We start from the raw sequence: 26852 nt of genomic DNA on the forward strand, positions 1-26852 counted from the left end.
GGCAACCCGTGAGCGCCCTCGACGTCTCCCTCGAGACCCCGCGTCCCACCCGGACCTCCGCCGTGTGGGCCGGGGTGGTGGCGGTGTTCATCGCCGTCTTCATGCAAATGGTCGATGCGACGATCGTGACCGTCGCGATTCCGGATATCGTCCGCGACCTGGGGGCGAGTTCGGCCGAATCCTCGCTCATGCTCACCGGATACACCGTCGCGCTGGCGTGTGCGCTGTTGCCGAGCGCGCGCCTGGGGATGCGCTGGGGGCGCGGCGGCTTCTTCACCGTCGCGCTCGGCGTCTTCGTCGCGGCCTCGGTGCTGTGCGGCTCGGCGCCGACTCCGCTCGCGCTCATCGCCGCGCGCGTCCTACAGGGGGCCGCGGCCGGGGCCGTCTCGGCGCAACCGATCGCGATCATCAGCGCGCGGTTCGCCGACCCCGCGCGCCGCAACCTGGCGTTCGCGCTCTACGGCGCGACGGCGGGCACCGCGGCCATGCTGGGTCCGTTGCTCGGCGGCGTGCTGCTCGGCGCGGATCCCCTCGGCCTGTCCTGGCGTTCGATCTTCCTGGTGAATGTGATCCCCGGCGCGTTGGCGCTGGCGCTGGCGGTGCGGCACCTGTGCGGAACGGTGGTGCGGGAGCGATGCGCAGTGGACGCGACCGGCGCGGTACTGGCCACGGCGGGTCTGTTCCTGCTCGTCTACGGGCTTTCGATCGGCCGCGAACACCGATGGTCGCTACCGATTCTGGCGATGCTGACGGCCGCGCTGCTGATCTTCGTGGTCTTCGTCGTCCACGAACGGCGGGAGGCCGCACGCGGCGGAACTCCGCTTATCGATCCCGGATTGCTCGCGGCGCCAGGGTTTTTCGGCTGGATCCTGGCATGTGTGGTGGTGTACGGCGTCTTCGGCGCGTATCTGTTCACCATGTCGGTGACGCTGCAGTTCGGGCTCGGCTACAGCGCACTGCGTACGGGCGTGGCGACGTTGCCGTTCTCGGCGGGTGCTGTCCTGGGGGCACTGTCCGCGCCCCGGTTGGCGGGCCGGTTCGGCAATCGGCTGATCGGTATCGGCTGTGCGCTGTTCGGTGTATTGCTGATCGGCTGGCTGCCGGCGCTGCGGCCGGCACCCGCCACACTCTCGTGGCCGGTGCTGCTGATCCCGTTGATCCTGGGCGGGTTGGGTGTGGGCGCGGCGGCCGCGCGCTTACAGATCGCGGTCGTCGCGGCCGCGCCGCGCCGGTTCATCGACTCCGCCTCCGGCCTCGTGCCGACCGCGCAGCAGGTCGGAAACTCGCTCGGCGTGGCGCTGATCGGGGTTTTGTTCTTCCACGCCATCGCGGTCGCCGCGCCGGGGGCGGTGAGTCAGGAACGACCGCGGTTGCAGCGGCAACTCACGACGGTGACACCTTTCGCCTCGGGCATCACCGACGAATTCGCCCGGTGCGCGATCTTGCAACTGCAATCGCCCACCCCGGAACGAACGCCCGACGGCTGCGACCACTCCAATGCCGCGGCGCGGCAGCCGGGGGCGGCCAAGACCGCCGAGCAGGTGACCCCGGTCGTGCAGGCCACCGCACGCAGTCTCTCGGGCACGGTCTTCGTCACGGCCTTCCGGGTGACGGTGATCGTCCTGCTCGGGCTCGTTTCCCTGACCAGCGTCCTGTTGCTGGCTCGACGACGCCGCTAGTCACACAACGCTGGTCCCACAAAAAGAAACGCCCCGGTCATCCAGGACGGATGAACCGGGGCGTTGCTCGCAAACGCTCAGCGGGTGACCTTGCCGGCCTTCAGGCAGGAGGTGCACACGTTCATGCGGCGGGTGTTGCCGGGGGCAACCTGCGCGCGCACGGTCTGGATGTTCGGGTTCCAGCGACGGTTGGTACGCCGGTGCGAGTGCGAGACCGACTTCCCGAAGCCGGGGCCCTTGGCGCAGACGTCGCAGACGGCAGCCATAGTCGCGAACTCCTTCATGTCTAGTGGGGGACCGCTACGACCGACGCAGCATGTCCTGGAAACAATGTCTTCTGCCTTGCCGACTGACGCCGGCCAGCGCGAACCGGCCAAGGCCGCGCGAGGCAACCCTGCAAGGGTAGCTAACGCAGCCCGGTTCCACCAAACCGATGGTTCGGGGAGGTGGGCCGAAGTGGCCGATATGCGGGATCCAGTCTAGCGGGCGGGAGGCACGTGCCGGGCACCCACCTCCTCCGGTCCAGGCCCTGTGCTGTCGGTAACGCCCGCTAACCTGGCGGGGAACACGCGTCGAGACGGGAAAGCGAGGTGCCGGTGCCCGGAGCGCGGGAGGTGATCGATGGTGCGGTTCTACTGCGTTGGGGCCGGATCTGCGTCGAAGGTCTGGAGCTGCGGCGCGCCGAGATCAATGCCCTCAATGTCTTCCCGATCGCCGATTCCGACACCGGGACCAATCTGCTGGCCACGATGCGCGCGGCGCAGGGCACGGCCGAAACCGCCGCCCAGGGTGTGACGGAGATCGCCGCCGCCGAGGTCGCGGCGGCCATGGCCCGGGGCGCCACCTCGGGCGCGCGCGGCAATTCGGGCATCATCCTCACCCAGGTGCTGCGCGGCATCGCCGAAGCCGTGCGCGAAGGCCCGCTCACCGCGGACACGTTGCGGCTGGCGCTGCGCCGGGGCGCGGTGCTGGTGCGCGAATCACTGAGCGTGCCGGTCGAGGGCACCATGCTCACCGTCTTGGACTACGCCGCCGGTTGCGCCGCCGAGTGCCCCGACAGCACGTTGGCCGGGGTGGCGGTGGCCGCCGCCGACGGCGCGGCGAAGGCGCTGAACGACACGCCCGCCCAACTCGGAGTGCTGCGCGCGGCCGGAGTCGTCGACGCGGGGGCGCGCGGGCTACTTGTCCTGTTGGACGGGCTGGTCACCGTGGCCACCGGCGAAGCACCGGCCCGGCCCGAATATCTGCCCGGCGCTCACGACAGCGCCGCCGGACTGGCCGGTGCGCCCACCACGGCCCCGGAAAGTGCCGCGGACGACCCGCATTTCGAGGTGATGTATCTGCTCACCGACACCGACGAGGCACGCATCGCGCGGTTGCGCGACCGCTTGTCCGAACTGGGGGATTCGGTGGTCGTGGTCGGCGACGGCGCGGGTGTGTGGTCATCGCATGTGCACTGTGTCGACGCGGGAGCCGCGGTGGAGGCGGGTTTGGCCGCGGGCACCGTGAGTCGCATCCGTATCGAGAGTTTCGCGGTCACCGCTCCCGTCCAGGCCGGCGCGGGGGACTGTGCGGCGGCCCCCACGGAAACGAGTGGGCCGAACGCGCGCGGGATCCTCGCGGTCGCCACGGGTGCGGGCGCCGCCGCGTTGTTCGAAGCGGCCGGGGCGGTCGTGCTCGAGGACGAACCGGTTACCGCGCAGGCGTTGCTCGCCGCGATCCGGGCCATGCCGAACCGGGAAGTCATGGTCCTGCCCAACGGCGCGCTGCCCGCCCACGAGCTCGTCGCCGTCGGTGTCGCGGCCCGTGACGCGCACCGCGACGTACTGCTCCTGCCGAGTGGATCGATGGTCCAGGGCTTGGCGGCCGCCGCCGTCCACGATCGCGGCCGGATCGCGGTCGACGACGCGTTCGCCATGTCCGAAGCCGCCGCGGCGACCCGGTGGGGTTCGCTGCGCGCCGCGCGGGAGCGCGCGCTGACCATGGTCGGCACGTGCGAGGCGGGTGACGGGCTCGGCCTGGTCGGCCACGACGTCGTGGTGATCGACCACGACGTGCGCGCGGCGGGCCGGACGCTGCTGGACCGCATGCTCGGGCTGGGCGGTGAATTGGTCACGCTGCTGCTGGGCGCGGACGCGCCGGACGGGCTGGCCGACGACCTGGCCGAGCACATCGGGCAAGGTTTCCCCGGTGTCGAGGTGATGGTGTATTCCGGTGGGCAGCACGGTGATCTGGTGCAGATCGGCGTGGAATGAACCTCGCGTCGTGAACATCGCGACTCAGGCACAGACAGGAATGAGGCATGGCGACACTTGGTGACCGGCTGGACCACGTCCTCGGTGTGAAAGCGGCCGAGAAACTGGGTGAGGCCTTCGATATGAACACCGTCGAGGATCTGCTGCGCCACTATCCGCTGCGGTACGCCACCCAGGGGCAGCCGCTCACCGAGAACGAGCCCGAGGACGGCGCGCACATCACCGTGGTCGGGCGGATCGCCAAGACCGAGTTGAAGCCGATGCGCAACCGGCGCGGTTCGCTGCTCAAGGTGCAGCTGGACACCGGTGCGGGAAAGCCGGTCGAGGTCACCTTCTTCAACGGTGACAAGGTGAAATACGTTGTCAAAGAAGGTCTTCGGGCGATGATGTCGGGCACCGTCAGCTACTGGCGGCCCGGCAGCTGGAACCTCAGCCATCCCGGCTATCTGATCCTGCCCGAGGCGGAGGACGATTCGGTCGGCACCTTCACCAAGGTGCGCGGCGGCGGTGACCTGCGCGGGCTCGCCGAGAGCGCGAAAGGCGCCGGGGGCGTGGACGTCTCGTTCATGGAACGGGAGTTCATCCCGGTCTACCCGGCGACGGCGAAGGTGCAGAGCTGGGATCTGCTGGCCTGTGTGCGGCAGGTGCTCGAACAGCTCGACCCGATCGATGATCCACTGCCGGAAGAGGTTCGCCGGGACCGCGCGCTGATGGCGGTGTCCGACGCGCTGCGGCTGATCCATCTGCCGGAGCGCAAGACCGATATCGACCAGGCCAAGGAGCGGTTGCGTTTCGACGAGGCGCTGGCGTTGCAGCTGGTGCTGGCCGAACGCCGGCACGAGATCTCGGGCCGCACGGCGCGACCCTGCCCGCCGCGGGCCGACGGTATCGCCGCCGCGTTCGAGAAGAAGTTGCCGTTCGAGTTGACGGCGGGTCAGCGGCAGGTGATCGCGGAAATCTCCGACGATCTGTCGCGGGTACAGCCGATGCACCGGCTGCTCCAAGGCGAGGTGGGTTCGGGTAAGACCATCGTGGCGCTGCACGCCATGCTCCAGGTGGTCGACGCCGGTCAGCAGTGCGCTCTGCTCGCGCCGACGGAAGTGCTTGCCGCCCAGCACTATCGGTCGCTGCGGAATATGCTCGGCGAGCTCGGGACGGCGGGGGAGCTGGGCGCGGCCGAGCAGGCGACGAAGGTCGTGCTGGTGACCGGATCGATGTCCGCGCCGGCGAAGAAGGCGGCGCTGCTGGACGCGGTGACCGGCGAGGCGGGCATCGTCATCGGCACGCACGCGCTGATTCAGGACGCGGTGGAGTTCTTCGATCTCGGCATGGTGATCGTCGACGAACAGCACCGGTTCGGTGTCGAACAGCGAGACGCGTTGCGCGCCAAGGCGAAAAAGGGCGTCAGCCCGCATCTGCTGGTGATGACCGCGACCCCGATTCCGCGCACCATCGCGATGACGACGCTGGGTGATCTGGAAACCTCCACGCTCACCGAACTGCCGCGCGGCCGGTCGCCGATCACCTCGAAAGTCGTTCCGCGCAAACAGCATCCGGCCTGGGTGGACCGGGCGTGGGAACGCATCCTGGAGGAAGTCGAGGCCGGTCGGCAAGCCTATGTGGTGTGTTCGCGCATCGGCGACGACGAGGAAAGTGGTTCGGGCAAAGGCAAGAAGGGCAAGAAGGACGAGGAGAAGGAGGCGCCGACCACGGCGGCCGCGCTCGACGTCTTCGACAGTCTGCGCACCGGCCCGCTGTCGAAAGTTCGTGTCGGCTTGCTGCACGGCCGCCTGCCGTCGGACGAAAAAGACCAGGTGATGCGCGATTTCAACGCGGGTGACATCGACGTGCTGGTGTGCACCACCGTGGTCGAGGTCGGCGTCGACGTGCCTAACGCGACGGTCATGGTCATCGTGGACGCCGACCGCTTCGGCGTCAGCCAGCTGCATCAGCTGCGCGGGCGCATCGGCCGCGGCAAACACGCCGGGCTCTGTCTGCTCATCACCGATGCTTCGCCCGGCGGTTCGGCGATGACGCGCCTGGAAGCGGTGGCCGGGACCACCGACGGCTTCGAACTGTCCGTGCTCGATCTGCGGCAGCGCCGCGAGGGTGACGTGCTCGGCGCCGCCCAGTCCGGCACGGCCCGCTCACTGCGCCTGCTCTCGCTACTCGACGACCTCGAAGTCATCACGGCGGCACAGGATTTGGCGCGTGAGCTGGTCGAAGCCGATCCGGGACTGAAGAACCATCCAGGGTTGGCGGGCATGATGAGCGCCGCGGTCGACGCCGAGCGCCTGGAGTACTTGGCGAAGTCCTGACATCGCCTCGGGCGGATATCGCCCTCGATATCCGCCCGGTGCTGTTCGCCTACACGGCAACGGCGTCCGTACGCGGAGCGGCGGCGTCTCCCTGCTCGCCGCGCGAATCCGCCGTCCACATTCCGATGACCGCGGCGGCTATCGAGATGAGGCCGCCGATCAGCAGCGCCCGCTGGAACCCGGAGGTCATCGCGTCCAGCGGCGGATGCCCGGCGGCCGCCTGCGCGGCGGTACGGGAGGTCGCGACGGCGGTGAGGACGGCGATACCGAGCGCGCCGCCGATCTGCTGGGCCGTATTCAGCAGTGCCGCGGCCAGTCCGGCCTGTTCGGCGGGCACACCGGCATTGGCGGCGGTGGTGTTGGCGACGAAGACCGCGCCCGCGCCGACCGCCATGATCATCATGCCGGGCAGCACGTCGGTCAGGTAGGAGCCGTCGGTCGGAATCCTCGACAGCAGGATCAGGCCGAGCCCGCAGATCGCCGCGCCCGCGACGATGACCGGACGAGTTCCGATGCGCGGGAAGAGTTTCGCGGCCAGTCCGGCGGCGATGCCGATGGTCAGGCTGATCGGCAGATAGGCGTTACCGGCTTGGAGTTCGCTATACCCGAGCACCGACTGCATGTACAGCGTGACGAAGAAGAACATCGCCAGCATGCCCGCCGCGAGCGTCAGATGCGTCAGGTTGGCGGCGGCCAGGCCGCGGACGCGGAAAATCGACAGCGGAACCAGGGGATCGGCGGTGCGGCGTTCGTTGATCAGGAAACCGATCAGCAGAGCCGCGGCCGCGCCGAGCAGCGCGATCGTGCGGGCCGCGCCCCAGCCGTGCTCGGGCGCCTCGACCAGGCCGTACACCAGCAGCATCAGCCCGCCGGTACCCAGCGCCGTGCCGAGAACGTCGAAGCCGCCGCGGATTTCGTTGCGCTTGTCGTCGGGAATCAGCGCCGGAACGACCGCCAGCACCAGCAGACAGACCGGGGTGTTGACGTAGAACACCCAGCGCCAGCCCGGACCCTCGCTGAGCAGCCCGCCGAGGAAAACTCCAGCGGCCGAGGCCAATCCGGCGGCACCACCCCACACGCTGAGCGCGGTGTGCCGGTCCGAACCCTCGCGGAAGCTGGTGGTCAGGATCGACAGCGCCGCGGGCAGCATCAGCGCCGCACCTACGCCCTGCATCAGCCGTGCGCCGATCAGCGGTCCGGCGCTGTCGGAGAGCCCGCCGACCGCGGAGGCGACCGCCACGAGCACGGTGCCCGCGATGAGCACGCGACGGCGGCCGAGCAGGTCGGCCAGCCGCCCGCCCAGCAGCATGAGACCGCCGTAGGTGAGCAGGTAGCCGCTGGTCACCCATTGCAGCGTGGACACCGGCAAGCCGAGTTCACGCTGAATGGCCGGCAAGGCGACATTGACGATGGAGCCGTCGACGAAGTCGAGGAAGGCGACGGTGCACAGCAAGGCCAGCGTCAGCTTGCCGCGACGGGTCGCCAGATACGAGGGTGATTCGGTGGATGACTGCACTGCGATGTCCTCTCCCGGGGTCCGGACGCGTTTTCGTCCGTTCCCGAACCCAGAGCGGGCCGGACCGGGTGGGCGTGACATCGTGAGAGTCGGATCACACGGGGCCGAAGATGTCACGTTCCGGGCGGCGAGTTCCCTCTAAGGAGCGACACCGGAACAGAGGAGGCCAGATGAGCGACAGCGTCGGCGACGAGGCGACCCGGATCTTCGCCGAGCATCGGGAACTGCTGTTCTCCATCGTGTACAACCTGCTGGGCACCGTCGCCGACACCGAGGACGTGCTCCAGGACACCTGGCTGGCCTGGGTGCCGCGCAATCGGCCCGGCGCCGCGGCGATCACCAGCCCGCGCGCGTACCTGGTGCGGATCGCGGTCAACAACGCGCTCGCCCGGCGCGCGGTCCTGGCGCGACGGCGCGAAACCTATGTCGGCCCTTGGCTGCCCGAGCCGCTGGTCTCCGATACTCCGGAGGTCCGCGACAGTGCCGACCCGGCCGACCCCGCACTGCGGGCGGAATCGGTGTCCATGGCGATGCTGGTGGTCTTGGAAACGCTGTCGCCGCTGGAACGCGCGGTCTTCGTCCTGCACGACGTCTTCGGTTATCCGCACGCCGAGATCGGCGAGATCCTGGGCCGGGAGACCACCGCGATCCGCCAGCTCGCACACCGGGCACGTGCCCACGTGCACGCCCGGCGTCCCCGCTACCAGGCCGACCCGCGGACGCAGCGCGCGGTGACCGAGCGGTTCCTGGCCGCGCAGGTCGGCGGCGACGTGAACGCGCTGCTGGAACTGCTGGCCCCGGATGTGACCTTCTGGTCCGACGGCGGCGGCAAGTCGCGGGCCGCGCTGCGCCCGATTCAGGGCGCGGACAAGATCGCGCGCCTGATCACCAGCCCGGTGGTCACCGGGGTGCCCGAGCTGGGCATCGAGCACCGCTGGGTCGGCGGCGATCCCTCGGCGGTGATCCTTTCCGGCCGTTCGCTTTTCGCGGTCGTGGTGCTCGACATCGATCCGGACACCGAGAAGGTCCGCGGCATCTACGCGGTCCGGAATCCGGAGAAGCTGACGCACATCGACGCGTAACTCACCCGCCCACCCGGGGATAGGGCAGATCGGTGCTGGTGTGCTCGGCGACCGAGAGCGGCGCGCCGATCTGCGGGAAGGCGCGCTGCGGGCAGGCGGGTCGATCGCACACCTTGCAGCCCGCGCCGATCGGCACCGCCGCGGCCGGTTCGTCGAGTTGCAGCCCGGTGGAATACACCAGCCGGTCGGCGTATTCGATATCGCAGCCCAGGCCGATCGCGAAATTCTTTGTCGCCGTGCCATATCCGTGCGGCGCGGTCGCGGTGGTGCGCGCGATCCACAGGTAACGCCGCCCGTCCGGCATGGCCGCGATCTGGGTGAGTACCCGGCCCGGATGCGCGAACGCCTCGTGCACCACCCACAGCGGGCAGCTTCCGCCGACCCGGGAGAAGTGAAACGCGGTGGCGGACTGGCGTTTAGAGATATTGCCCGCCCGGTCGGTGCGGACCAGGAAGAACGGCACTCCGCGCTGCCCTTGCCGCTGCAGGGTGCTCAGCCGGTGGCAGATGGTTTCGAAGCCGACCTCGAAACGCAGGCTGAGCAGGTCGATGTCGTAGCGCAGTTCCTCGGCCGAGCGCAGGAACCGGCCGTAGGGCAGGACCAGCGCCCCCGCGAAATAGTTGGCCAGGCCGATCCGGGCGAGCGCGCGCGATTCTCCGGACAGCGAGGGGGTTTCGTCGAGTACCGCGTTCAGATCGTTGCCGTAGAGCAGGAATCCGAGGGTGGTGGCGATCTGGAAGGCGCGCTGCCCGGGGCGCAAGCGCCGGGCCAGGGTGAGGGTTCGGCTGTCCGGATCGTAGTGGCGTTTGGGGATGGACGGATCCGCGCCGTCGCCGCGCACCAGGACGGTGACGCCCGCGCGTTCGTCCGCGATCCGGGCCAGCTGCCGGTCCAGCGAGCCGATGGTCAGCCCGGACTCCTCGAACAGGTGCTCGGCGAGCAGGTCGAGGTGCGGGATGTGATTGTGGTGGTCGTAGAAGAAGTCCCGGACGTCTTCGTAGGGCATCGGCACGCCCGGTACGCCCATCGGGGCGGTGACCCGGGAGGACAGCAGGTCGAGTTGGTCTGTGGCGGCGCGTAACCGCCGGTGCATGGCGACCAGGATGCGCGCGACCTCCGGCTGCCGGGTGGCCAGTTCCTCCACCTCGGTCAGCGGTGCGCTGTCGCCGCCGGCCGCGTCGACCAGCACCTCGTGCAGGTCCGAGACCAGCCGGGCGTCGGAGTCGGCGGCGAAGAACTGCACGTCGAGATCGAACGTCGAATTCAGTTTCAGCAGCACCGGAATGGTGAGCGGACGCTGATCGCGTTCGAGCTGATTGAGATAGCTGGGCGAGAGATCCAGCGACTTGGCCAGTGCCGCCTGGGTCATCCGCCGTTCCTCGCGCAATCGCCGCAACCGGGCTCCCGCGTACATCTTGCGCACGAAAGGGATGGTAGCCCTCAGGCTTCGCAAACATCGCAGAATGCGGGGTTATCGCCCGCAAAAATCTACTGGTGCAAGGTGTTTTGCGAATAAACGCCCATGCGTAGCGTGCGAAGTACGGCGGAGGACGCCGCCGGTGACTTCGGAGGACGGATGAAGACTCATATCGTACGCGCCCGCCCTGCGGCGGAACAGCTGCCGCGCGCGGAACATCTGGCAACCAAGATCGCGGAAGTTGCTACGGATCCGGTCGCGGTATCCCCGCAGGTCTGCGAGATGATCGTGAACCGGATCATCGACAACGCGGCGGTAGCGGCGGCCGCGCTGGTACGCCGACCGGTGGCGAGCGCCCGGGCGCAAGCGCTGGCGCAGCCGTACCGGGTGCGCGAGGGCCGTTTCGGCGCAACGGTATTCGGCCGCCCCGAACGTATCTCGCCGGAGTGGGCGGCCTGGGCCAACGGCGTCGCGGTGCGGGAACTCGACTTCCACGACACGTTCTTGGCCGCCGATTACTCCCACCCCGGCGACAACATCCCGCCGATTCTCGCTGTCGCCCAGCACACCGGGCGCGGCGGCGCGGACCTGATCCGGGGCCTGGCCACCGGGTACGAGATCCAGATCGATCTGGTGCGCGGAATCTGCCTGCACGAGCACAAGATCGACCACGTCGCGCATCTCGGTCCGTCCGCGGCCGCGGGCATCGGCACGCTGCTCGGACTCGACACCGAGACGATCTATCAGGCCGTCGGGCAGGCACTGCACACGACGACGGCGACGCGGCAATCCCGCAAGGGCGAGATCTCCAGCTGGAAGGCCTTCGCGCCCGCGTTCGCGGGGAAGATGGCCGTGGAAGCGGTCGATCGAGCGATGCGCGGGGAGGGCGCGCCCGCACCGATCTGGGAGGGCGCGGACGGTGTCATCGCGTGGCTGCTGGGCGGTCCGGACGCGGAATACCACGTACCGCTGCCCGGTCCGGGCGAGGCCAAGCGCGCCATCCTGGACAGCTACACCAAGGAGCACTCCGCCGAATACCAGAGCCAGGCGCTGATCGACCTGGCCCGCCGGATGCGTTCGGCGATCGGCGATCTCGATCGAATCGACTCGATCGTGCTGCACACCAGTCACCACACCCACGTCGTGATCGGCACCGGCTCCGGCGACCCGCAGAAGTTCGATCCGCGCGCCAGTCGCGAGACCCTGGACCACTCGGTCATGTACATCTTCGCGGTCGCGTTGCAAGACGGCGCCTGGCATCACGAACACTCCTACGCGCCCGCACGCGCGCAGCGCCCGGACACCGTCGCGCTGTGGCACAAGATCTCGACGGTCGAGGACCCGGAGTGGACGCGGCGCTACCACTCGAATGATCCGGCGCGGAAGGCCTTCGGTGCTCGGGCCGTGGTCACGCTGCGCAGCGGGGAAACCATCGCCGACGAACTCGCCGTGGCCGACGCGCATCCGCTCGGGGCGCGCCCGTTCGGCCGGGCACAGTACATCGACAAGTTCCGCACGCTCGCGGACGGAGTCATCGATCCCGGAGAGCAGGACCGCTTTCTCGACGCCGCGGAGCGTACGCCGGAGCTGGCCGCGGGCGAGCTCGATCAATTGACCTTCGCTGTCGCACCCGAGGTGCTCGGCCGGGCGGCCGCGATCCGCGAGGGGATCTTCTGATGCCCGGCCTACTCCATGAACCCGCCCCAGACCAGGGCCTGGGCGGCGATGACAGCGGTGCCGTTGAAGGTCACCGCGGGTGGCCCGTGCAGGCGGTAACCCTCATCGAGCAGATCGCTGATTCGTTTGCAGAACACGGCGTCATCCACTCCGGTGATCAGCCGGTAGCGCAGCGGTTGGTCGGCGGACATGGGATCAGCCTAGGACGGTGGGGGCGGTGAACCCGGTCGCCACGGCCGCGACCGGCGCGGCGGGCAAACGGGCCGCATTCCGGGCCGGGCTGGCGTCCGGACGGATCCAGCGGCTGCCCGGCGCGTTCAACCCGCTCGTCGCCGCGCTGATCCAGGAGCTGGGATTCGAGGGAGTGTACGTCTCGGGTGCGGTGCTCTCCGCCGAACTCGCGTTGCCCGATATCGGACTGACCACGCTGACCGAAGTGACCGAGCGGGGTCGGCAGATCGCGCGGGTCACCGATCTGCCGGTGCTGATCGATGCCGACACCGGTTTCGGCGAGCCGATGAACGCGGCGCGCACGGTGAGCCTGCTCGAGGATGCCGGGCTGGCGGGGTGCCACCTCGAGGATCAGGTGAATCCGAAGCGGTGCGGGCATCTCGACGGCAAGGCGGTGGTGCCCGTCGCGGAGATGGTGCGGCGGGTGCGAGCCGCGGTCTCGGCGCGGCGTGACCCGAACTTCGTCGTCTGCGCGCGGACCGACGCCCGCGGGACCGAGGGGTTGGCGGCCGCCATCGACCGGGCAAAGGCCTACGCCGACGCCGGCGCCGACCTGATCTTCACCGAGGCGCTGGCGGATGCGGCCGAGTTCGCGAAATTCCGTGCCTCGGTGGATATCCCGCTGCTGGCGAACATGACCGAGTTCGGCAAGTCCGCGCTGCTCCCGGCGGCCGAGCTGGAGAGTCTGGGCTAAAACGCGGTCATCTATCCGGTCACCACGCTGCGGTTGGCGATGTACGCGGTGGAGCGCGGACTGCGCGACATCGCCGCGACCGGAACGCAATCCGGTCTGCTGGAGCGCATGCAGCACCGATCCCGGCTCTACGAACTGCTGAATTACCAGCGCTACAACGAATTCGATGCCGGAATCTTCGATTTCACGACGACGGGTGAAGCATGAGCGAGATCAAGAAGGGCCTGGCGGGGGTGGTCGTCGACACCACGGCCATCTCCAAGGTGGTGCCGGAGACCAATTCGCTGACCTACCGCGGCTACGCGGTGCAGGAGCTGGCGCGGCACTGCTCCTTCGAGGAGGTGGCGTATCTGCTGTGGTACGGGGAACTTCCGCGAGTCGCCGAGCTGGAGCTGCTGTGCCGGCGCGAGCGGGCCTGGCGGCGGGTCGACCGGTCCATTCTGTCCCTGATCGGGAAGATGCCGGATTCCTGCCATCCGATGGATGTGGTCCGCACGGTGGTGAGTTATCTCGGCACCGAGGACCCCGAGGCCGAGTCGGCCGAACCGCGATCGCTGTCGGACAAGGCATTACGGCTGACCGCGGTGCTGCCCACCGTGATCGCGGCCGACATGCGGCGGCGCCGCGGCCTGGACCCGGTCGCGCCGCATTCGCAGCTGGGCTTCGCCGAGAACTTTCTGTACATGTGCTTCGGCGAGTTCCCCGACGCCCGGCTGGTCCGCGCTTTCGAAATATCGTTGATTCTCTACGCGGAGCACAGTTTCAATGCCTCCACCTTCACCGCCCGCGTGGTGACCTCCACCTGTTCGGACCTGTACAGCGCGGTGACCGCCGCCATCGGTGCGCTCAAGGGTCCGCTGCACGGCGGTGCGAACGAGGCCGTCATGCGCGCCATGCTGGAGATCGGCGAGCCCGGCAACGCGCGAGAGTGGTTGCGCGCCAAGCTCGCCGCGAAACAGAAGGTGATGGGTTTCGGTCACCGCGTCTACAAGCACGGTGACTCCCGCGTCCCGACCATGCGAGCGGCGTTCGCGGAGGTCGCCGAGGTAACCGGCGGTGAACGCTGGCTGCGCCTGTACACCGAACTCGAGCGAGCCATGGCCGAGGCCACCGGCATCGAACCGAATCTCGACTTTCCGGCCGGTCCCACCTACTACCTGATGGGTTTCGACATCGACATGTTCACGCCGATCTTCGTCATGAGCCGCATCGTCGGGTGGACCGCGCACATCGCCGAGCAAACCGCCTCCAACGCTCTGATCCGCCCACTGTCCGAATACACCGGTGTGCCACAGCGTGATCTGCGTTCGGCGGGTGCGCGCGGCTGAAGGCGATCCCGGCAATCCATGTTCAACCAAGCGATTGTTTGGTTGAATCGGAGGCTCAGCCCGAAGGAAAGTGAGTCGCCCCGATGACCAGCCCTGACGACCTCGTCCGCGCCATGTGCCAGGCCTGGTCGGACCCCGACCCTGCCGCGATCGCCGAATACTTCGCCGAAGACGCCGTGTACCACAACATTCCGATGGAGCCCGTGGTGGGCCGGGCCGCGATCACCGAGTTCGTCACCAGCATGCTCGTGCCCTTCACCGGCATCGATTTCGATATCCACCTGCAGGTGAGCAACGGCGCCACCGTCATGAACGAGCGCACCGACACCCTGCGCGGCAGAGACGGCCGCGACACCCCGCTGCCGGTCGTCGGCGTCTTCGAAGTCCACGACGGTCTGATCACAGCGTGGCGCGATTACTTCGACATGGCCGCCATCACCCGCGCCTTCGGCGGCTGACGGTACCGCCCACCGCAACTTTCTGCGGAAATAGCGGAACCGAATCACCGAATCCCGCGTCGAAGGATTACAGCAGGGGACAACAGGGTCCCCGGGTGACCGAGGAGCGCGGCATGGTGTGTTGTCCGGAAAATCCGAAGTCATGGCGGCTGGGAGTCAGCGGGAAAGCGCGGATGCGTCCGGTGGTCCGGGCGGGGGAGGCGTGTGAGAGTTTCACCTCCCGGCGCAGGCAACATCCGAAGCCGAAGCCGGAAACCGATTGCGGGACATGATCAGCGGGCGGCTTCCTCCGGGAGCAGGTGTGCCAGCAGCAGTTTGATGAGCAGAACCGGTGCGAACCAGGCTGCGACGTGCGGCACGGTGAGGAGGCCGGAGGTGATCGCGATGCCGAAGGCGGTGGCGGCGAAGGCGATCGGACGGCGCAGGGGTTGGGCGGAGATGGTCACGATCAGCGCGCCGAGCAGGGCCACCGCGTAGATCGTGGCGGCGGCGAGCCAGGTGAAGCCGGGCAGCGCCAGGGCGAGCAGGAACGGTTGGATGTGCACGGCGACGAAGCCGAGATGATGCCGGGCGGTGCGCCCCGGCCGGTGGTACCAGAGTTTCGCGGCGGCAGTGGAATTGACGACCGCACCACCGAACAGGTCGAATGCGATCACCGCGAGCACGGCGACCCGCCAGAGCGCCAGTTCGGCATGGACTCCGAGGCCGAAAACCACTGCCGCGCCGAGGAACGCGGCTCCGAACCCGCACACCACCTCGCCCCGGCTCGCGTTCGGCGCGATCAAGCGATCGGTGAGCGTCACCGCCGTATCCCTTCCACGCAGATCTGGATGACCGGTTCGGCCAGCTCCCGCAGCGGTAGTTCGCGATCGACCAGGGCCTGTACCAGGCAGCCCTCGATCGCCCCGACGATCACCACGGCGTGCTCGGCGCCGATCCCCGGCCGCAGCGCACCCTCGGCGGCCGCCTCGGCCAGCAAACCCGCTATCGCGCCCCGATATTCGCGATACATCGCGGCCATGTCGATGGGCGGATTCGATGCCCACACGTCCAGCAGCACCCGCGCGTGGTCCGGATGCGCGGCCAGCATCTCGATGGCCGCCCGGACCAGCCGGGTCAGCCGCTCCAGCGGCGCACCGCCCCCCAGCTCCGCCAATACGCGCGCCGACTTCGTGGCGTAACTTTCGAAAACCCCAGACAGCAACGCACTCCGGCTGTCGAAATACAGATATACGCTGCCTTTGGCGATCCCCGCCTGCACCGCCACATCCTCGATACGCGAGGCCGCAAACCCCTTGCGCGCGAACACCTTCACCGCGGCATCGAGAATCTCCTCGCGCCGCGCGACCTTATCGACAATCTTCGGCATGCCCTCAATTATGAATGACCGGTCAGTCATAAACAAGCCCGACTCAGCGCCCTGGCTCGCCTGGAGCCGCCGAATCGAGGCGGCAGGCATGGATACCGAGCTGGTGCCGACCGGCCGCAGGCGAACCTGCGGCCGGTCCTTCGTCTAGCGAACCGCGTGTGCGGCAGCCACCATGTTGCGCAGCGAGGCTTCCACTTCGACCGCGCCGCGGGTCTTCAACCCGCAGTCGGGATTCACCCAGAGGCGTTCAGCGGGAACGGCTTTCAGCGCGGATCGCAAAGCGGCGGTGATTTCGTCCACGCTCGGTACCCGGGGGGAGTGGATGTCGTAGACGCCCGGGCCGACGCCGAGGTCGAAGCCTGCGGCGTTGAGGTCGTCGAGCACCTCCATGTGGGAGCGTGCCGCCTCGATCGATGTTACGTCGGCGTCCAATCCCGCGATGGCGTCGATGACCTCACCGAATTCCGAATAGCAGAGGTGCGTGTGGATTTGGGTGGTGTCCGCGACGCCCGAGGTGGCGAGCCGGAAGGCCCGCACCGACCAATCCAGATAGCCGGGCTGGTCGGCGGTACGCAGTGGAAGCAGCTCGCGCAGTGCGGGTTCGTCGACCTGGATGATGCGGATGCCCGCTGCCTCGAGGTCGACCGTTTCGTCGCGGATCGCCAGTGCCACCTGGGCGGCGGAGTCGGCGAGCGGCTGGTCGTCGCGCACGAACGACCAGGCGAGAATGGTCACCGGACCGGTGAGCATGCCCTTGACCGGCTTGTCGGTGAGCGATTGCGCGTAGCTGATCCAGTCGACGGTCATCGGTGCCCGCCGCGACACATCGCCGTACAGGATCGGCGGCCGCACGCAGCGGGTGCCGTAGGACTGCACCCAGCCCGATTCGGTGGTGGCGAACCCGTCGAGTTGTTCGGCGAAGTACTGCACCATGTCGTTGCGTTCGGGCTCGCCGTGCACCAGCACGTCCAGGCCCAGTTTCTCCTGGAGCGCGATCACCTCCGCGATCTCGGCGCGCATCCGCCGGACGTATTCGGCCTGATCGATCTCGCCTTTGCGCAGGGCCGCGCGGGCCAGCCGGATCGCCGAGGTCTGGGGATAGGACCCGATCGTGGTGGTCGGCAGGACGGGCAAGTGCAGGTGCTCGGCCTGGCCGGCGCGGCGTTCGGCGGCGGGTGTGCGCCGGTCGGCGTCCGCGCCGAGCGCACCCAGGCGGGCCTGCACCTGCGGGTCGGCTAGCCGCGGGTCGTTCCGGCGCGAGTCCAGAGCGGCACGGACCGTGGCCAATTCGGCGGCTACCGACTCCGGGCCCGACCGCAGCGCGGTGGCCAGCAGCCGCACCTCGGCGATCTTCTCGGCACCGAAGGCCAGCCAGGATCGCAGCTGGTCGTCCAGCCCGGTTTCGGCCGCCAGCGTGTAGGGGACATGCAGGAGTGAGCAGGAGGTCGAAACCGCCACCGCCGACGCGCGCACGCCACTCACTGTGGCCAGCGCCTGATCGAGGTCGGTGCGCCACACATTGCGGCCGTCGACCACACCGGCCACCAGCAGCTTGTTGTCCACCGCGGGAACATCGGCCGCCGCCATCGCGGTGAAATCGACGGCGACGCCCTCGATTCCGGTTTCCAGCAGAGCGTCCAGCGTCGAGCCGGGTCGACCGAAATAGGTGGCGACCAGGATCGCCGGACGCTCGGACTCGGCCGACAGTTCGGCGTAAGTGCTTCGCACCAGCTCGATTTCGGCGGCGCTGAGATCGGTGACCAGCACCGGTTCGTCGATCTGCGTCCACTGCGCCCCGGCCGCGGCCAACTGCCGCAACAACTCCCGGTACAGCGGCACCAGTTCATCGAGACGGTTCAGTGCCGCGCCGCCGGTCGCTTTCGCCAGTTTCAGGAACGTGATCGGCCCGATCACCACCGGACGAGCGGGGACGCCGAGCGCGATCGCCTCGGCCAGTTCCGCCAGCAGCTTGTCGGCGTGCAGCGAAAAGACTGTGTCCGCACCGATTTCGGGCACCAGGTAGTGGTAATTGGTGTCGAACCACTTGGTCATCTCGAGCGGTTCGATGGTGTCGGTGCCGCGCGCCGCGGCGAAATAGCGATCCAGCGGGTCCTCGATCCCGGCCACCCGCGGCGGCAGCGCGCCGAGCAACACGGCGGTATCGAGCATCTGGTCGTAGTAGGAGAAGGTGCCGACCGGCACCGAATCGATTCCGGCGGCGGCCAATTCGTCGTATTGCCGGCGACGTAGCGCGGCGGCGACGTCGTGCAGCCCGGCCGCGTCCAGCCGCCCGGCCCAGTAGGACTCGGTGGCTCGCTTGAGTTCCCGACGAGGTCCGACTCGCGGGAGCCCGAGAACCGTTGCGGTGAACGGAGAAGAAGTAACAGTCACGATGTTCTCCAGTGCTGTGTGGGTCGTGAACCATCGCCGTTCGGGCGGGCAGCACCGAGCGGACACTTCGGCAACCGCGAAGAACGGAGCCCGAAACGTCAGCACTGGTGGTCCGCGCGCCCATTCCACGAGGCGGTGGCCGCCGGATACGGCGTATCCGGCACAGCTGGCAGGTCTTCGGACTTGCGGGCACGGGCCTTCTGGCCGACCCCCGGGCGGGGGCTCACCTACTGGCCGTCGCTTCCCAGACCAACCCGACTCCGCTGACGACCCCACCAGGGTGGCGGTCGGGCGACGGGCCGGTCCAGTGCTCGATGACGGCGGTCGTTCCTGCATACCGCTGCGGGACAGTCCCGGATTCTCACCGGGTTCCCTCTCGATCCCCGATTCAGCGGAGGGATCTCGACTCCGATGCGTGACGTCGGGGCTCCAACTCGTCGCGCACCGGAGAAACCAGCTGCGTTGTCCAGCATAAGCCGAGCCGCGAATATTCCGCGCGATCTCGAGGATGTCGCTGTGCCGCGCGTCCATCGTTCCCGCGCACCGCCGCCCAGGTCGGACGGTGAGATGTGACGCCGCGATTTCCACAACTTCGCAACCCTGCTAGGCCCGGTTGTGAAGATGACCGCGAAGCCCGCATCCGTGTCGGAGCTGTGCTCTGCGCCAGGTACCTTGGGTCAATGTTCTCGAAAGTCTTGGTTGCCAATCGCGGCGAAATCGCCATCCGCGCCTTCCGCGCGGCCTACGAACTGGGCATCGGGACGGTCGCCGTCTTTCCCTACGAGGACCGCAACTCGGTCCATCGTCTGAAGGCCGCCGAGTCCTACCAGATCGGCGAGCAGGGGCACCCGGTGCGGGCGTACCTGTCCATCGACGCGATCATCGACGCGGCCAAGTCCGCCGGCGCGGACGCGATCTATCCGGGCTACGGCTTCCTCTCCGAGAACCCCGACCTGGCGGCGGCGTGTGCCCGGGAAGGCATCACCTTCATCGGCCCGTCGGCCGAGGTGCTGGAGATGGCGGGCAACAAGGCCACGGCCATCGAGGCCGCCAGAGCCGCCGGGCTGCCGGTGCTGAAGTCCAGCGCGCCTTCGGCCGATATCGACGAACTGCTGGCCGCCGCGCGGCAACTGGAATACCCGATCTTCGTGAAGGCCGTCGCGGGCGGCGGCGGGCGCGGTATGCGCCGCGTCGCCGAACCCGAGCAGCTGCGCGAATCGATCGAGGCCGCGTCCCGCGAGGCCGAGTCGGCCTTCGGTGACCCGACCGTGTTTCTCGAGCAGGCCGTGGTCAATCCGCGCCACATCGAGGTGCAGATCCTGGCCGACCAGCACGGCAATGTGATGCATCTGTTCGAGCGCGACTGCTCGGTGCAGCGCCGCCACCAGAAGGTCATCGAACTCGCGCCCGCGCCCAACCTGGACCCGGCGCTGCGCGAACGCATCTGCAACGACGCCGTGGCCTTCGCGCGGCAGATCGGCTACAGCAACGCGGGCACCGTGGAGTTCCTGCTCGACGAGCGCGGCAACCACGTCTTCATCGAGATGAACCCGCGCATCCAGGTCGAGCACACGGTGACCGAGGAGATCACCGATGTCGATCTGGTGCAGTCACAGCTGCGCATCGCCGCCGGGGAGAGCCTGGAAGACCTTGGCCTGAGCCAGGATTCGGTATCCATCCGGGGCACGGCGTTGCAGTGCCGGATCACCACCGAAGACCCGGCCAACGGGTTCCGCCCCGACACCGGCCGCATCACCGCGTACCGCACTCCGGGCGGCGCGGGCATCCGCCTGGACGGCGGGGCGAACCTGGGCGCGGAGATCGGCGCCTACTTCGACTCGATGCTGGTGAAGCTGACCTGCCGCGGTCGCGACCTGCCCGCCGCGGCCGCCAGAGCCAGGCGCGCCCTCGCCGAGTTCCGGATCCGCGGCGTCACGACCAACATCCCGTTCCTGCTCGCGGTGCTCGACGATGCCGACTTCAACGCCGGCCGGGTCACCACCTCGTTCATCGACGAGCGTCCGCAGCTGTTGACGTCGCGCGGCTCGGCCGACCGCGGCACCAAGATCCTCAACTATCTGGCCGACATCACCGTCAACAAGCCGCACGGGGAACGCCGCAGCGCCGTCTACCCGCACGACAAACTGCCCGCCATCGACTCGAGCGCGCCGCCGCCGGACGGTTCCCGGCAGAAGCTGCTGCGCCTCGGCCCGGAAGGTTTCGCCCAGGCGCTGCGGGAGCAGAAGGCGGTCGGCGTCACCGACACCACCTTCCGCGACGCGCACCAGTCGCTGCTGGCCACCCGCGTCCGCACCAGCGGCCTCCTGGCCGTGGCCGGGCACGTCGCCCGGATGACGCCGGAACTGCTGTCCATCGAATGCTGGGGCGGCGCGACCTACGACGTGGCGCTGCGCTTCCTGTACGAGGACCCGTGGGAGCGCCTGGCCGCCCTGCGCGAAGCCGTGCCGAACATCAACCTGCAGATGCTGCTGCGCGGCCGCAACACCGTTGGGTACACCCCTTACCCCGAAAAGGTCACGCGCGCTTTCGTTTCCGAGGCGGCCGCGACCGGTATCGATATCTTCCGGATCTTCGACGCGCTGAACAACGTCGACCAGATGCGCCCGGCCATCGACGCGGTCCGCGAAACCGGCAGCACCCTGGCCGAAGTCGCGATGAGCTACACCGGTGACCTGTCGAACCCGAACGAGACCCTCTACACCCTCGACTACTACCTGAAGCTGGCCGAGCAGATCGTCGACGCGGGCGCGCACGTGCTCGCGATCAAGGACATGGCGGGCCTGTTGCGCGCACCGGCGGCCACGAAACTCGTTACCGCCCTGCGCAGTAACTTCGATCTGCCGGTGCACGTGCACACGCACGACACTCCTGGCGGGCAGCTGGCCACCTACCTCGCCGCCTGGCAGGCGGGTGCCGACGCGGTCGACGGCGCGAGCGCGGCGATGGCCGGAACCACCAGCCAGCCCGCGTTGTCCGCGATCGTGGCCGCCGCCGCGCACAGCGAATTCGATACCGGCCTGAACCTGCAGAATGTCTGCGACCTGGAGCCGTACTGGGAGGCGCTGCGAAAGGTCTACGCCCCCTTCGAATCCGGGCTTCCCGCTCCCACCGGCCGGGTGTACACCCACGAGATCCCCGGCGGTCAGCTGTCGAATCTGCGGCAGCAGGCCATCGCGCTCGGACTCGGGGACCAGTTCGAAGAGGTCGAGGCGAAATACGCTGCGGCCGACCGGCTCCTGGGCCGCCTGGTCAAGGTGACGCCGTCCTCGAAGGTGGTCGGCGACCTCGCCTTGGCGCTGGTCGGCACCGGCGTCAGCGTGGAGGAATTCGCCGCCGACCCCGGCCGCTACGACATTCCGGACTCCGTAATCGGTTTCCTCCGTGGCGAACTCGGCACCCCGGCGGGCGGCTGGCCGGAACCCTTCCGCACCAAGGCCCTGGCCGGTCGCGGGCCCGCGAAACCGGAAACCGAACTCACCCCGGCGGACGAAGCCGGTCTGGCGGGCACGTCGCTGGAGCGCCGCACCACCCTGAACCGGCTCCTGTTCCCCGGCCCCGCCGCCGAATTCGAGGCACACCGGGAGAAGTACGGCGACACCTCGGGGCTGTCGGCCAACCAATTCTTCTACGGCCTGCGCCACGGTGAGGAGCACCGCGTCCAGCTGGAGAAGGGCGTCACCCTGCTCATCGGCCTCGAAGCCATCTCCGAACCCGACGACCGCGGCATGCGCACCGTCATGTGCATCCTCAACGGCCAATTGCGTCCGGTCGCGGTGCGGGACCGGTCCATCGCCAGCGACGTCCCGGTCGCCGAGAAGGCCGACAAGTCCAACGCCGGCCACCTCGCCGCCCCGTTCGCCGGTGTCGTGACTCTGGCTGTGTCCGAAGGGGATTCGGTCTCGGCGGGCGACACCATCGGCACCATCGAGGCGATGAAGATGGAAGCCGCGATCACCGCGCCGCGCGCCGGCACCGTCGCGCGCGTCGCCATCGCGACGGTGCAGCAGGTCGAGGGCGGCGACCTGCTGGTCGAGCTGGCGCTCACGGAGGCCGCCGCCGAATGACGCGCATTGTCGCGGGAGCGGCCGGCGGGCGGCGCCTGCGGGTGCCGCCCGCCGGCACCCGGCCCACCTCGGACCGGGTGCGCGAAGCGCTGTTCAGCGCCATCGACGCGCGCCTGGACCTCGACGGTGTCCGGGTGCTCGATCTGTACGCCGGTTCCGGCGCGCTCGGCCTGGAAGCCATCTCCCGTGGCGCCGCCCACGCCCTGCTGGTCGAATCCGACCGCAAAGCCGCGGCCATCGTGCAGGGCAACATCGGGACCCTGGGCCTGCCGGGCGCGGAACTGCGCCTGGGATCGGTCGCCTCGGTGCTGCAACGGGGCGGCTCGGGTGAATTCGATCTCGTCTTCTCCGACCCGCCCTATGACGTCGACACCGAAACGGTCATCGCCGACCTTCGACTGCTGGCCGACCACCACTGGCTGGCCCACGACGCGCTCGTCGTCGTGGAACGCTCCATCCGATCACCCGAGATCGTCTGGCCGGCCGGCTACACGGCGGCCAAGTCCCGCAAGTACGGCGAAACGCGGATCGAACTGGCCGAGTTCACCGGCTGAGCGGCCTGATAGCGTCCACTCATGGCTGGAGCACTGTGCCCCGGGTCCTTCGACCCGGTCACCAATGGGCATCTCGACGTATTCAACCGGGCGGCGGCGCAATTCGACGAGGTCGTGGTGACCGTCTCGATCAACCCGAAGAAGCAGGGCATGTTCACCGTCGAGGAGCGGATGGAGATGTTGCGCGAGGCCACCGCGCACCTGCCCAATGTGCGGGTCGCCTCCTGGCAGGGCCTGACCGTGGATTTCGCCAAGCAGGAGGGCATCGGCGCGATCGTGAAGGGCCTGCGCGACGGCAACGACTTCGGTTACGAGTTGCAGATGGCGCAGATGAACAAGAAGCTCACCGGCGTGGACACCTTCTTCATCGCCACCAACCCGGTCTTCAGCTACCTGTCCAGCTCGCTGGTCAAAGAGGTGGCGGCTTACGGCGGCGACGTCGCCGACATGCTGCCGCCGCTGGTGCACAAACGCCTGCTCGCCCGCCTCGCCGAACGGCGCGGCTGAGACGAAAACAAGCCCCGGTTCCGCGTCGGAACCGGGGCTTTCGCGTTGTGTCAGAAGACGAGACCGCGCAGCGCGAGGAAGCGCAAGCCGCCGACCGCGGCGGTCAGGGCCAGGACCGCGCCGGCCTGCGCCGCCCCGCCGAGTCCGGGGGCCCAGATCTCCAGGGCCGCCAATCCGGCCGTGCTGATGCCGAGCCCGATCAGCGCAAGCCCGCCGCCTTCCCATTGGGCGGTGAACCAGCCGACCCGGCCGGCCGCGTGGAAGGTGAGCTGACGGTGCAGTTCATTGGCGATGACCGTGCTGACCACCGAACCCGCGACATTCGCGACCAGCGGTCCGACGCCGTGCATCGCGAAGAACAGCAGCACGTAGGCGACGTTGCTGGATCCACCGACCAGCGCGAACCGGATCAACTGGGCGAAGGCCCGATCGCCGCGCAGGAATCGCATCAACCGCGCGAATCGCAGGCCCGTCAGATCGCCCATGGCCGGGTATGCGACAGCCCACGGGGTGTACATACTCGCCGGCAGAACCACCTGCCGTGGAGCTTCGAGAACCGTCATGGTCATATCCGATCGAACTGAGCTTATGAAGATCTTTCTCAGGTCTTCATTAAGAATGTAACACCAAGCGGAGGGTGTCTCTCCACTTCTTTTGTGTGGCGTGCGAGACACTGGGGCGACACACCGGTAGAGGTCTCGGCCTGGGCCGTGATCGCAGGCACACTGGCTCAGGTAGACACGGCAGAGAAGCGGGAGTGATCCATGTATCGCGTATTCGAAGCACTCGACGAGTTGGTGGCCATCGTCGAAGAGGCGCGCGGCATCCCGCCGACCCGCAACTGCATCGTGCCGCGCGGTGACGTGCTCGAGCTGCTCGACGACGTGCGCGACGCGCTGCCGGGCGAACTCGATGACGCCCAGGATGTCCTCGACCACCGCGACAAACTCGTCAATGACGCCAGATCCGCGGCCGAGACCACCGTGACCACGGCCAATGAACAGGCCGAAGAGACCGTCGGCGCGGCCCGCGCCGAAGCCGATCGCATCCTCGCCGACGCCAAGGCGCACGCCGACCGGATGGTCGCCGAGGCGGGCGCGCACGCCGACCGCCTGGTCGCCAGCGCTCAAGCCGAGGCCGACCGCGTGGTGGCCGATGGCAATGCCGAGTACGAGGCCGTCACCGGCCGGGCCAGGATCGAATCCGAGCGCATGATCGAGGCGGGTCAGGCCTCCTACGACCGCTCGGTCGCCGAAGGTCAGGCCGAGCAGTCCCGCCTGGTGCAGCAGACCGAGGTGGTGCGCGCCGCGCACGCGGAATCCGCGCGGCTCATCGACTCCGCCCAGGCCGAGGCGGACCGGATGCGCGACGAGTGCGACCACTATGTCGACTCCACCCTCGCCGACTTCGAGGAGACGCTGAACGCCACGCTGCGCACCGTCGGTCGCGGCCGGCACCAATTGCGCAGCGGCGCGGGCGCTCCCGACTACGTGTCGGAATACCGCCGCTGACCGCTAGTTTTCCGGGTCGGCGGACGCCGGTGGGCAGCGCCTCCATTTGGGACTGAGCCGTCCATTCCAGTACTGTGGAGTGGTTGCCCATTCTCTTTTCGATCGTGAGGTGAGTTCGTGATGTCCGCTGACAGCGGTCGTGAATCGCGTTCGCGTGCGGCCTCGCGCCGCGAACCCGATGGCGTCTTCGTCATCGATACCCGCAGCCTGGGGCGCCGCCCCGGCGACATGCAGGAGTTGCGGCGCACCGTCACCCTCACCGACCGGATGGGGCTGGAGTTGATCGCCGTCCCCAAGGGCGCCGAGATGCGGCTCGATCTGATGCTGCAGTCGGTATCCGAGGGTGTGCTGGTCACCGGCACGGTGACCGCCCCGACCGAGGGGGAGTGCTCGCGCTGCTTGGAGCCGTTCACCGGTGAGGTGCGGCTGTACCTCACCGAGCTGTACGCCTACCCGAACAGCGCCACCGAGCAGACCACCGAGGAAGACGAAGTGCAGCGCCTGGTCGACGACACGATCGACCTGGAGCCGGTGATCATCGACGCCATCGGTCTGGAGTTGCCGCTCCAGCCGACGTGCACCCCGGATTGCCCGGGATTGTGCGCGCAGTGCGGTGTGCGGATGGCGATTGCGGGATCTGATCACTCGCATGAGATACTTGACCCTCGCTGGGCCAAGCTCGCGTCATTTGCCGCTGAATCGCCCCAGCAAGACCAAGACCAGAAGTAACGAAACCCCCCGTTAAGAACTAGGAGAGTCAGTCGTGGCCGTTCCCAAGCGCCGGATGTCCCGTTCCAACACCAGGTCGCGGCGCAGCCAGTGGAAGGCCACCGCGCCGACCCTGATCACCTGCCCGAACCGCGCCTGCGGCGAGAAGACCCTGCCGCACATCGCGTGCCCCTCCTGCGGCACGTACAAGGGCCGCCAGGTCACCGCAGCCGTCTGACGGTCGATTTCCACCCGTACCGACGTGACCGAGCGCAGCGAGGGAACCATCAGTACCGCACCGCTGGTCGCGGCGGAGCCGAGCGCCAGCGAGGCACGGCCGTGACCGCCAGCAAGGACGCCACCGGAGCAACCGGCGATCACGCGAGCCTGCTCGCCGCACTCGGAGTCGACGTACGACCGGATCTGCTACGCCTCGCGCTGACGCACCGGTCGTACGCCTACGAGAACGGCGGGCTGCCGACCAATGAGCGCCTGGAATTCCTGGGCGACTCCGTCCTCGGCTTGAGCATCACCGAGCGCCTTTACCACGAGCACCCGGAGAAGTCCGAGGGCGAGCTGGCGAAGCTGCGTGCGAGTGTGGTGAATATGCACGCGCTCGCCGAGGTGGCGCGCGGGCTCGGCGAGGGCGGTCTCGGACCGCACCTGCTGCTCGGTAAGGGCGAAGAGCTCACCGGCGGCCGGGACAAGCCGAGCATTCTCGCCGACGGCATGGAGTCGCTGCTGGGCGCCGTGCATCTCGAGCACGGCATCGAGGTGGCCCGCGACGTCGTACTGCGGCTGTTCGCCGATCTGCTCGAACGCGGGCCCCGCATGGGCGCGGGTCTGGACTGGAAGACCAGCCTGCAGGAACTCACCGCCGAACGTGGTATCGGCGTGCCCAGTTACGAGATCACCTCGACGGGCCCCGACCACGACAAGGAATTCACCGCGACCACGGTGATCGGCGGCCGTTCCTACGGTCAGGGCATCGGTCGCTCCAAGAAGGAAGCAGAGCAGAAGGCGGCGGGCGCCGCCTATCAGGCCCTGACCGCCGAATCGTGAGCGCTGGAGC

The 26852-nt window shown here is 68.5% G+C and carries 22 protein-coding genes, 1 pseudogene and 1 riboswitch; of the genes and pseudogenes, 15 read left to right on the top strand and 8 right to left on the bottom strand.

Translation table 11 applies throughout. The annotated features are described in order from the left end of the window. The first annotated feature begins 8 nt into the window (after positions 1–8). Positions 9–1679, top strand: a complete 1671-nt coding sequence (locus BJ987_RS14500; protein WP_209889518.1) for an MFS transporter — start codon at positions 9–11, stop codon at positions 1677–1679. A 77-nt stretch (positions 1680–1756) separates the two neighbouring features. Here the strand turns inward: BJ987_RS14500 and rpmB are convergent, their stop codons facing one another. Beyond that, entirely contained in the window at positions 1757–1945 is a 189-nt protein-coding gene (rpmB, locus tag BJ987_RS14505; protein WP_209889521.1) for a 50S ribosomal protein L28, read from the bottom strand. Between the two features lie 324 nt (positions 1946–2269). Here rpmB and BJ987_RS14510 point away from each other — a divergent pair, with 324 nt between their 5' ends. Both BJ987_RS14510 and recG read left to right on the top strand, forming a co-directional pair. Continuing rightward, positions 2270–3934: a DAK2 domain-containing protein gene (locus BJ987_RS14510; RefSeq protein ID WP_372446864.1), complete on the top strand. Its 1665-nt coding sequence runs from the start codon at positions 2270–2272 to the stop codon at positions 3932–3934. A 47-nt stretch (positions 3935–3981) separates the two neighbouring features. Further along, positions 3982–6252, top strand: coding sequence for an ATP-dependent DNA helicase RecG (gene recG, locus BJ987_RS14515; RefSeq protein ID WP_209889524.1), 2271 nt, complete (start codon positions 3982–3984; stop codon positions 6250–6252). A gap of 49 nt (positions 6253–6301) precedes the next feature. Here recG and BJ987_RS14520 read toward each other — a convergent pair whose 3' ends face one another. Beyond that, the gene (locus BJ987_RS14520) at positions 6302–7768 is read right to left on the bottom strand and encodes an MFS transporter (RefSeq protein WP_307869605.1); all 1467 of its coding nucleotides are present in this window, start codon (positions 7766–7768) and stop codon (positions 6302–6304) included. A 170-nt stretch (positions 7769–7938) separates the two neighbouring features. Between BJ987_RS14520 and sigJ the strand changes: the two genes are divergently transcribed. Beyond that, the gene (sigJ, locus tag BJ987_RS14525) at positions 7939–8850 is read left to right on the top strand and encodes an RNA polymerase sigma factor SigJ (RefSeq protein WP_209889530.1); all 912 of its coding nucleotides are present in this window, start codon (positions 7939–7941) and stop codon (positions 8848–8850) included. Between the two features lies 1 nt (position 8851). On the opposite strand, the gene BJ987_RS14530 is transcribed toward sigJ, so the two are convergent. Beyond that, on the bottom strand, positions 8852–10273 hold the full coding sequence (locus BJ987_RS14530) for a short-chain fatty acyl-CoA regulator family protein (protein WP_209889533.1): 1422 nt from the start codon (positions 10271–10273) through the stop codon (positions 8852–8854). A gap of 153 nt (positions 10274–10426) precedes the next feature. Between BJ987_RS14530 and prpD the strand changes: the two genes are divergently transcribed. Further along, entirely contained in the window at positions 10427–11944 is a 1518-nt protein-coding gene (gene prpD / locus BJ987_RS14535) for a 2-methylcitrate dehydratase PrpD (protein ID WP_209889536.1), read from the top strand. Between the two features lie 8 nt (positions 11945–11952). Here prpD and BJ987_RS14540 read toward each other — a convergent pair whose 3' ends face one another. Beyond that, on the bottom strand, positions 11953–12135 hold the full coding sequence (locus BJ987_RS14540; protein WP_209889539.1) for a DUF1737 domain-containing protein: 183 nt from the start codon (positions 12133–12135) through the stop codon (positions 11953–11955). A 26-nt stretch (positions 12136–12161) separates the two neighbouring features. Between BJ987_RS14540 and prpB the strand changes: the two are divergent. From prpB to BJ987_RS14555, 3 genes and pseudogenes are all read left to right on the top strand, one after another. After that, a pseudogene (gene prpB / locus BJ987_RS14545) lies at positions 12162–13076 on the top strand (methylisocitrate lyase). Continuing rightward, positions 13073–14197, top strand: a complete 1125-nt coding sequence (locus tag BJ987_RS14550) for a bifunctional 2-methylcitrate synthase/citrate synthase (protein ID WP_209889542.1) — start codon at positions 13073–13075, stop codon at positions 14195–14197. Before prpB ends, BJ987_RS14550 begins: the two are co-directional and overlap by 4 nt. 83 nt (positions 14198–14280) lie before the next feature. Continuing rightward, the gene (locus BJ987_RS14555; protein ID WP_209889547.1) at positions 14281–14655 is read left to right on the top strand and encodes an SgcJ/EcaC family oxidoreductase; all 375 of its coding nucleotides are present in this window, start codon (positions 14281–14283) and stop codon (positions 14653–14655) included. Positions 14656–14927: 272 nt separating this feature from the next. Here BJ987_RS14555 and BJ987_RS14560 read toward each other — a convergent pair whose 3' ends face one another. The 3 genes from BJ987_RS14560 to metE form a co-directional block, all read right to left on the bottom strand. Further along, positions 14928–15458 carry a hypothetical protein gene (locus BJ987_RS14560; protein ID WP_209889550.1) on the bottom strand — a complete coding sequence of 177 codons (531 nt, stop codon included), beginning with the start codon at positions 15456–15458 and terminating at the stop codon, positions 14928–14930. After that, positions 15455–16024 carry a TetR/AcrR family transcriptional regulator gene (locus BJ987_RS14565; protein ID WP_209889553.1) on the bottom strand — a complete coding sequence of 190 codons (570 nt, stop codon included), beginning with the start codon at positions 16022–16024 and terminating at the stop codon, positions 15455–15457. Before BJ987_RS14565 ends, BJ987_RS14560 begins: the two co-directional genes overlap by 4 nt. Before the next feature lie 144 nt (positions 16025–16168). Next, the gene (gene metE, locus BJ987_RS14570) at positions 16169–18418 is read right to left on the bottom strand and encodes a 5-methyltetrahydropteroyltriglutamate--homocysteine S-methyltransferase (RefSeq protein WP_209898370.1); all 2250 of its coding nucleotides are present in this window, start codon (positions 18416–18418) and stop codon (positions 16169–16171) included. Positions 18419–18566: 148 nt separating this feature from the next. Then, positions 18567–18837, bottom strand: a riboswitch (cobalamin riboswitch). 258 nt (positions 18838–19095) lie between these two features. Here metE and BJ987_RS14575 point away from each other — a divergent pair. The 3 genes from BJ987_RS14575 to coaD are packed head-to-tail and all read left to right on the top strand — an operon-like array spanning position 19096 to position 23561. Continuing rightward, positions 19096–22500, top strand: coding sequence for a pyruvate carboxylase (locus tag BJ987_RS14575; protein WP_209889556.1), 3405 nt, complete (start codon positions 19096–19098; stop codon positions 22498–22500). After that, positions 22497–23054: a 16S rRNA (guanine(966)-N(2))-methyltransferase RsmD gene (gene rsmD / locus BJ987_RS14580; protein WP_209889559.1), complete on the top strand. Its 558-nt coding sequence runs from the start codon at positions 22497–22499 to the stop codon at positions 23052–23054. The genes BJ987_RS14575 and rsmD overlap by 4 nt, the downstream gene beginning before the upstream one ends. 21 nt (positions 23055–23075) lie before the next feature. After that, positions 23076–23561, top strand: coding sequence for a pantetheine-phosphate adenylyltransferase (gene coaD / locus BJ987_RS14585; protein ID WP_209889562.1), 486 nt, complete (start codon positions 23076–23078; stop codon positions 23559–23561). Between the two features lie 50 nt (positions 23562–23611). On the opposite strand, the gene BJ987_RS14590 is transcribed toward coaD, so the two are convergent. Beyond that, on the bottom strand, positions 23612–24124 hold the full coding sequence (locus tag BJ987_RS14590) for a GtrA family protein (protein ID WP_209889565.1): 513 nt from the start codon (positions 24122–24124) through the stop codon (positions 23612–23614). 201 nt (positions 24125–24325) lie between these two features. On the opposite strand from BJ987_RS14590, the gene BJ987_RS14595 reads away from it, so the two are divergent. From BJ987_RS14595 to rnc, 4 genes are all read left to right on the top strand, one after another. Next, positions 24326–25072 carry a DivIVA domain-containing protein gene (locus BJ987_RS14595; RefSeq protein WP_209889568.1) on the top strand — a complete coding sequence of 249 codons (747 nt, stop codon included), beginning with the start codon at positions 24326–24328 and terminating at the stop codon, positions 25070–25072. A 120-nt stretch (positions 25073–25192) separates the two neighbouring features. After that, a complete protein-coding gene (locus BJ987_RS14600; protein WP_209889571.1) occupies positions 25193–25801 on the top strand; it encodes a YceD family protein in 609 nt (202 codons plus the stop codon). 34 nt (positions 25802–25835) lie between these two features. Next, complete coding sequence (gene rpmF / locus BJ987_RS14605) at positions 25836–26018, top strand: 50S ribosomal protein L32 (RefSeq protein ID WP_014987105.1); 183 nt, start codon at positions 25836–25838, stop codon at positions 26016–26018. Between the two features lie 101 nt (positions 26019–26119). Further along, entirely contained in the window at positions 26120–26842 is a 723-nt protein-coding gene (gene rnc / locus BJ987_RS14610) for a ribonuclease III (RefSeq protein WP_209889574.1), read from the top strand. Positions 26843–26852: the final 10 nt, after the last annotated feature.

The organism is Nocardia goodfellowii (assembly GCF_017875645.1).
Lineage (GTDB): Bacteria > Actinomycetota > Actinomycetes > Mycobacteriales > Mycobacteriaceae > Nocardia > Nocardia goodfellowii.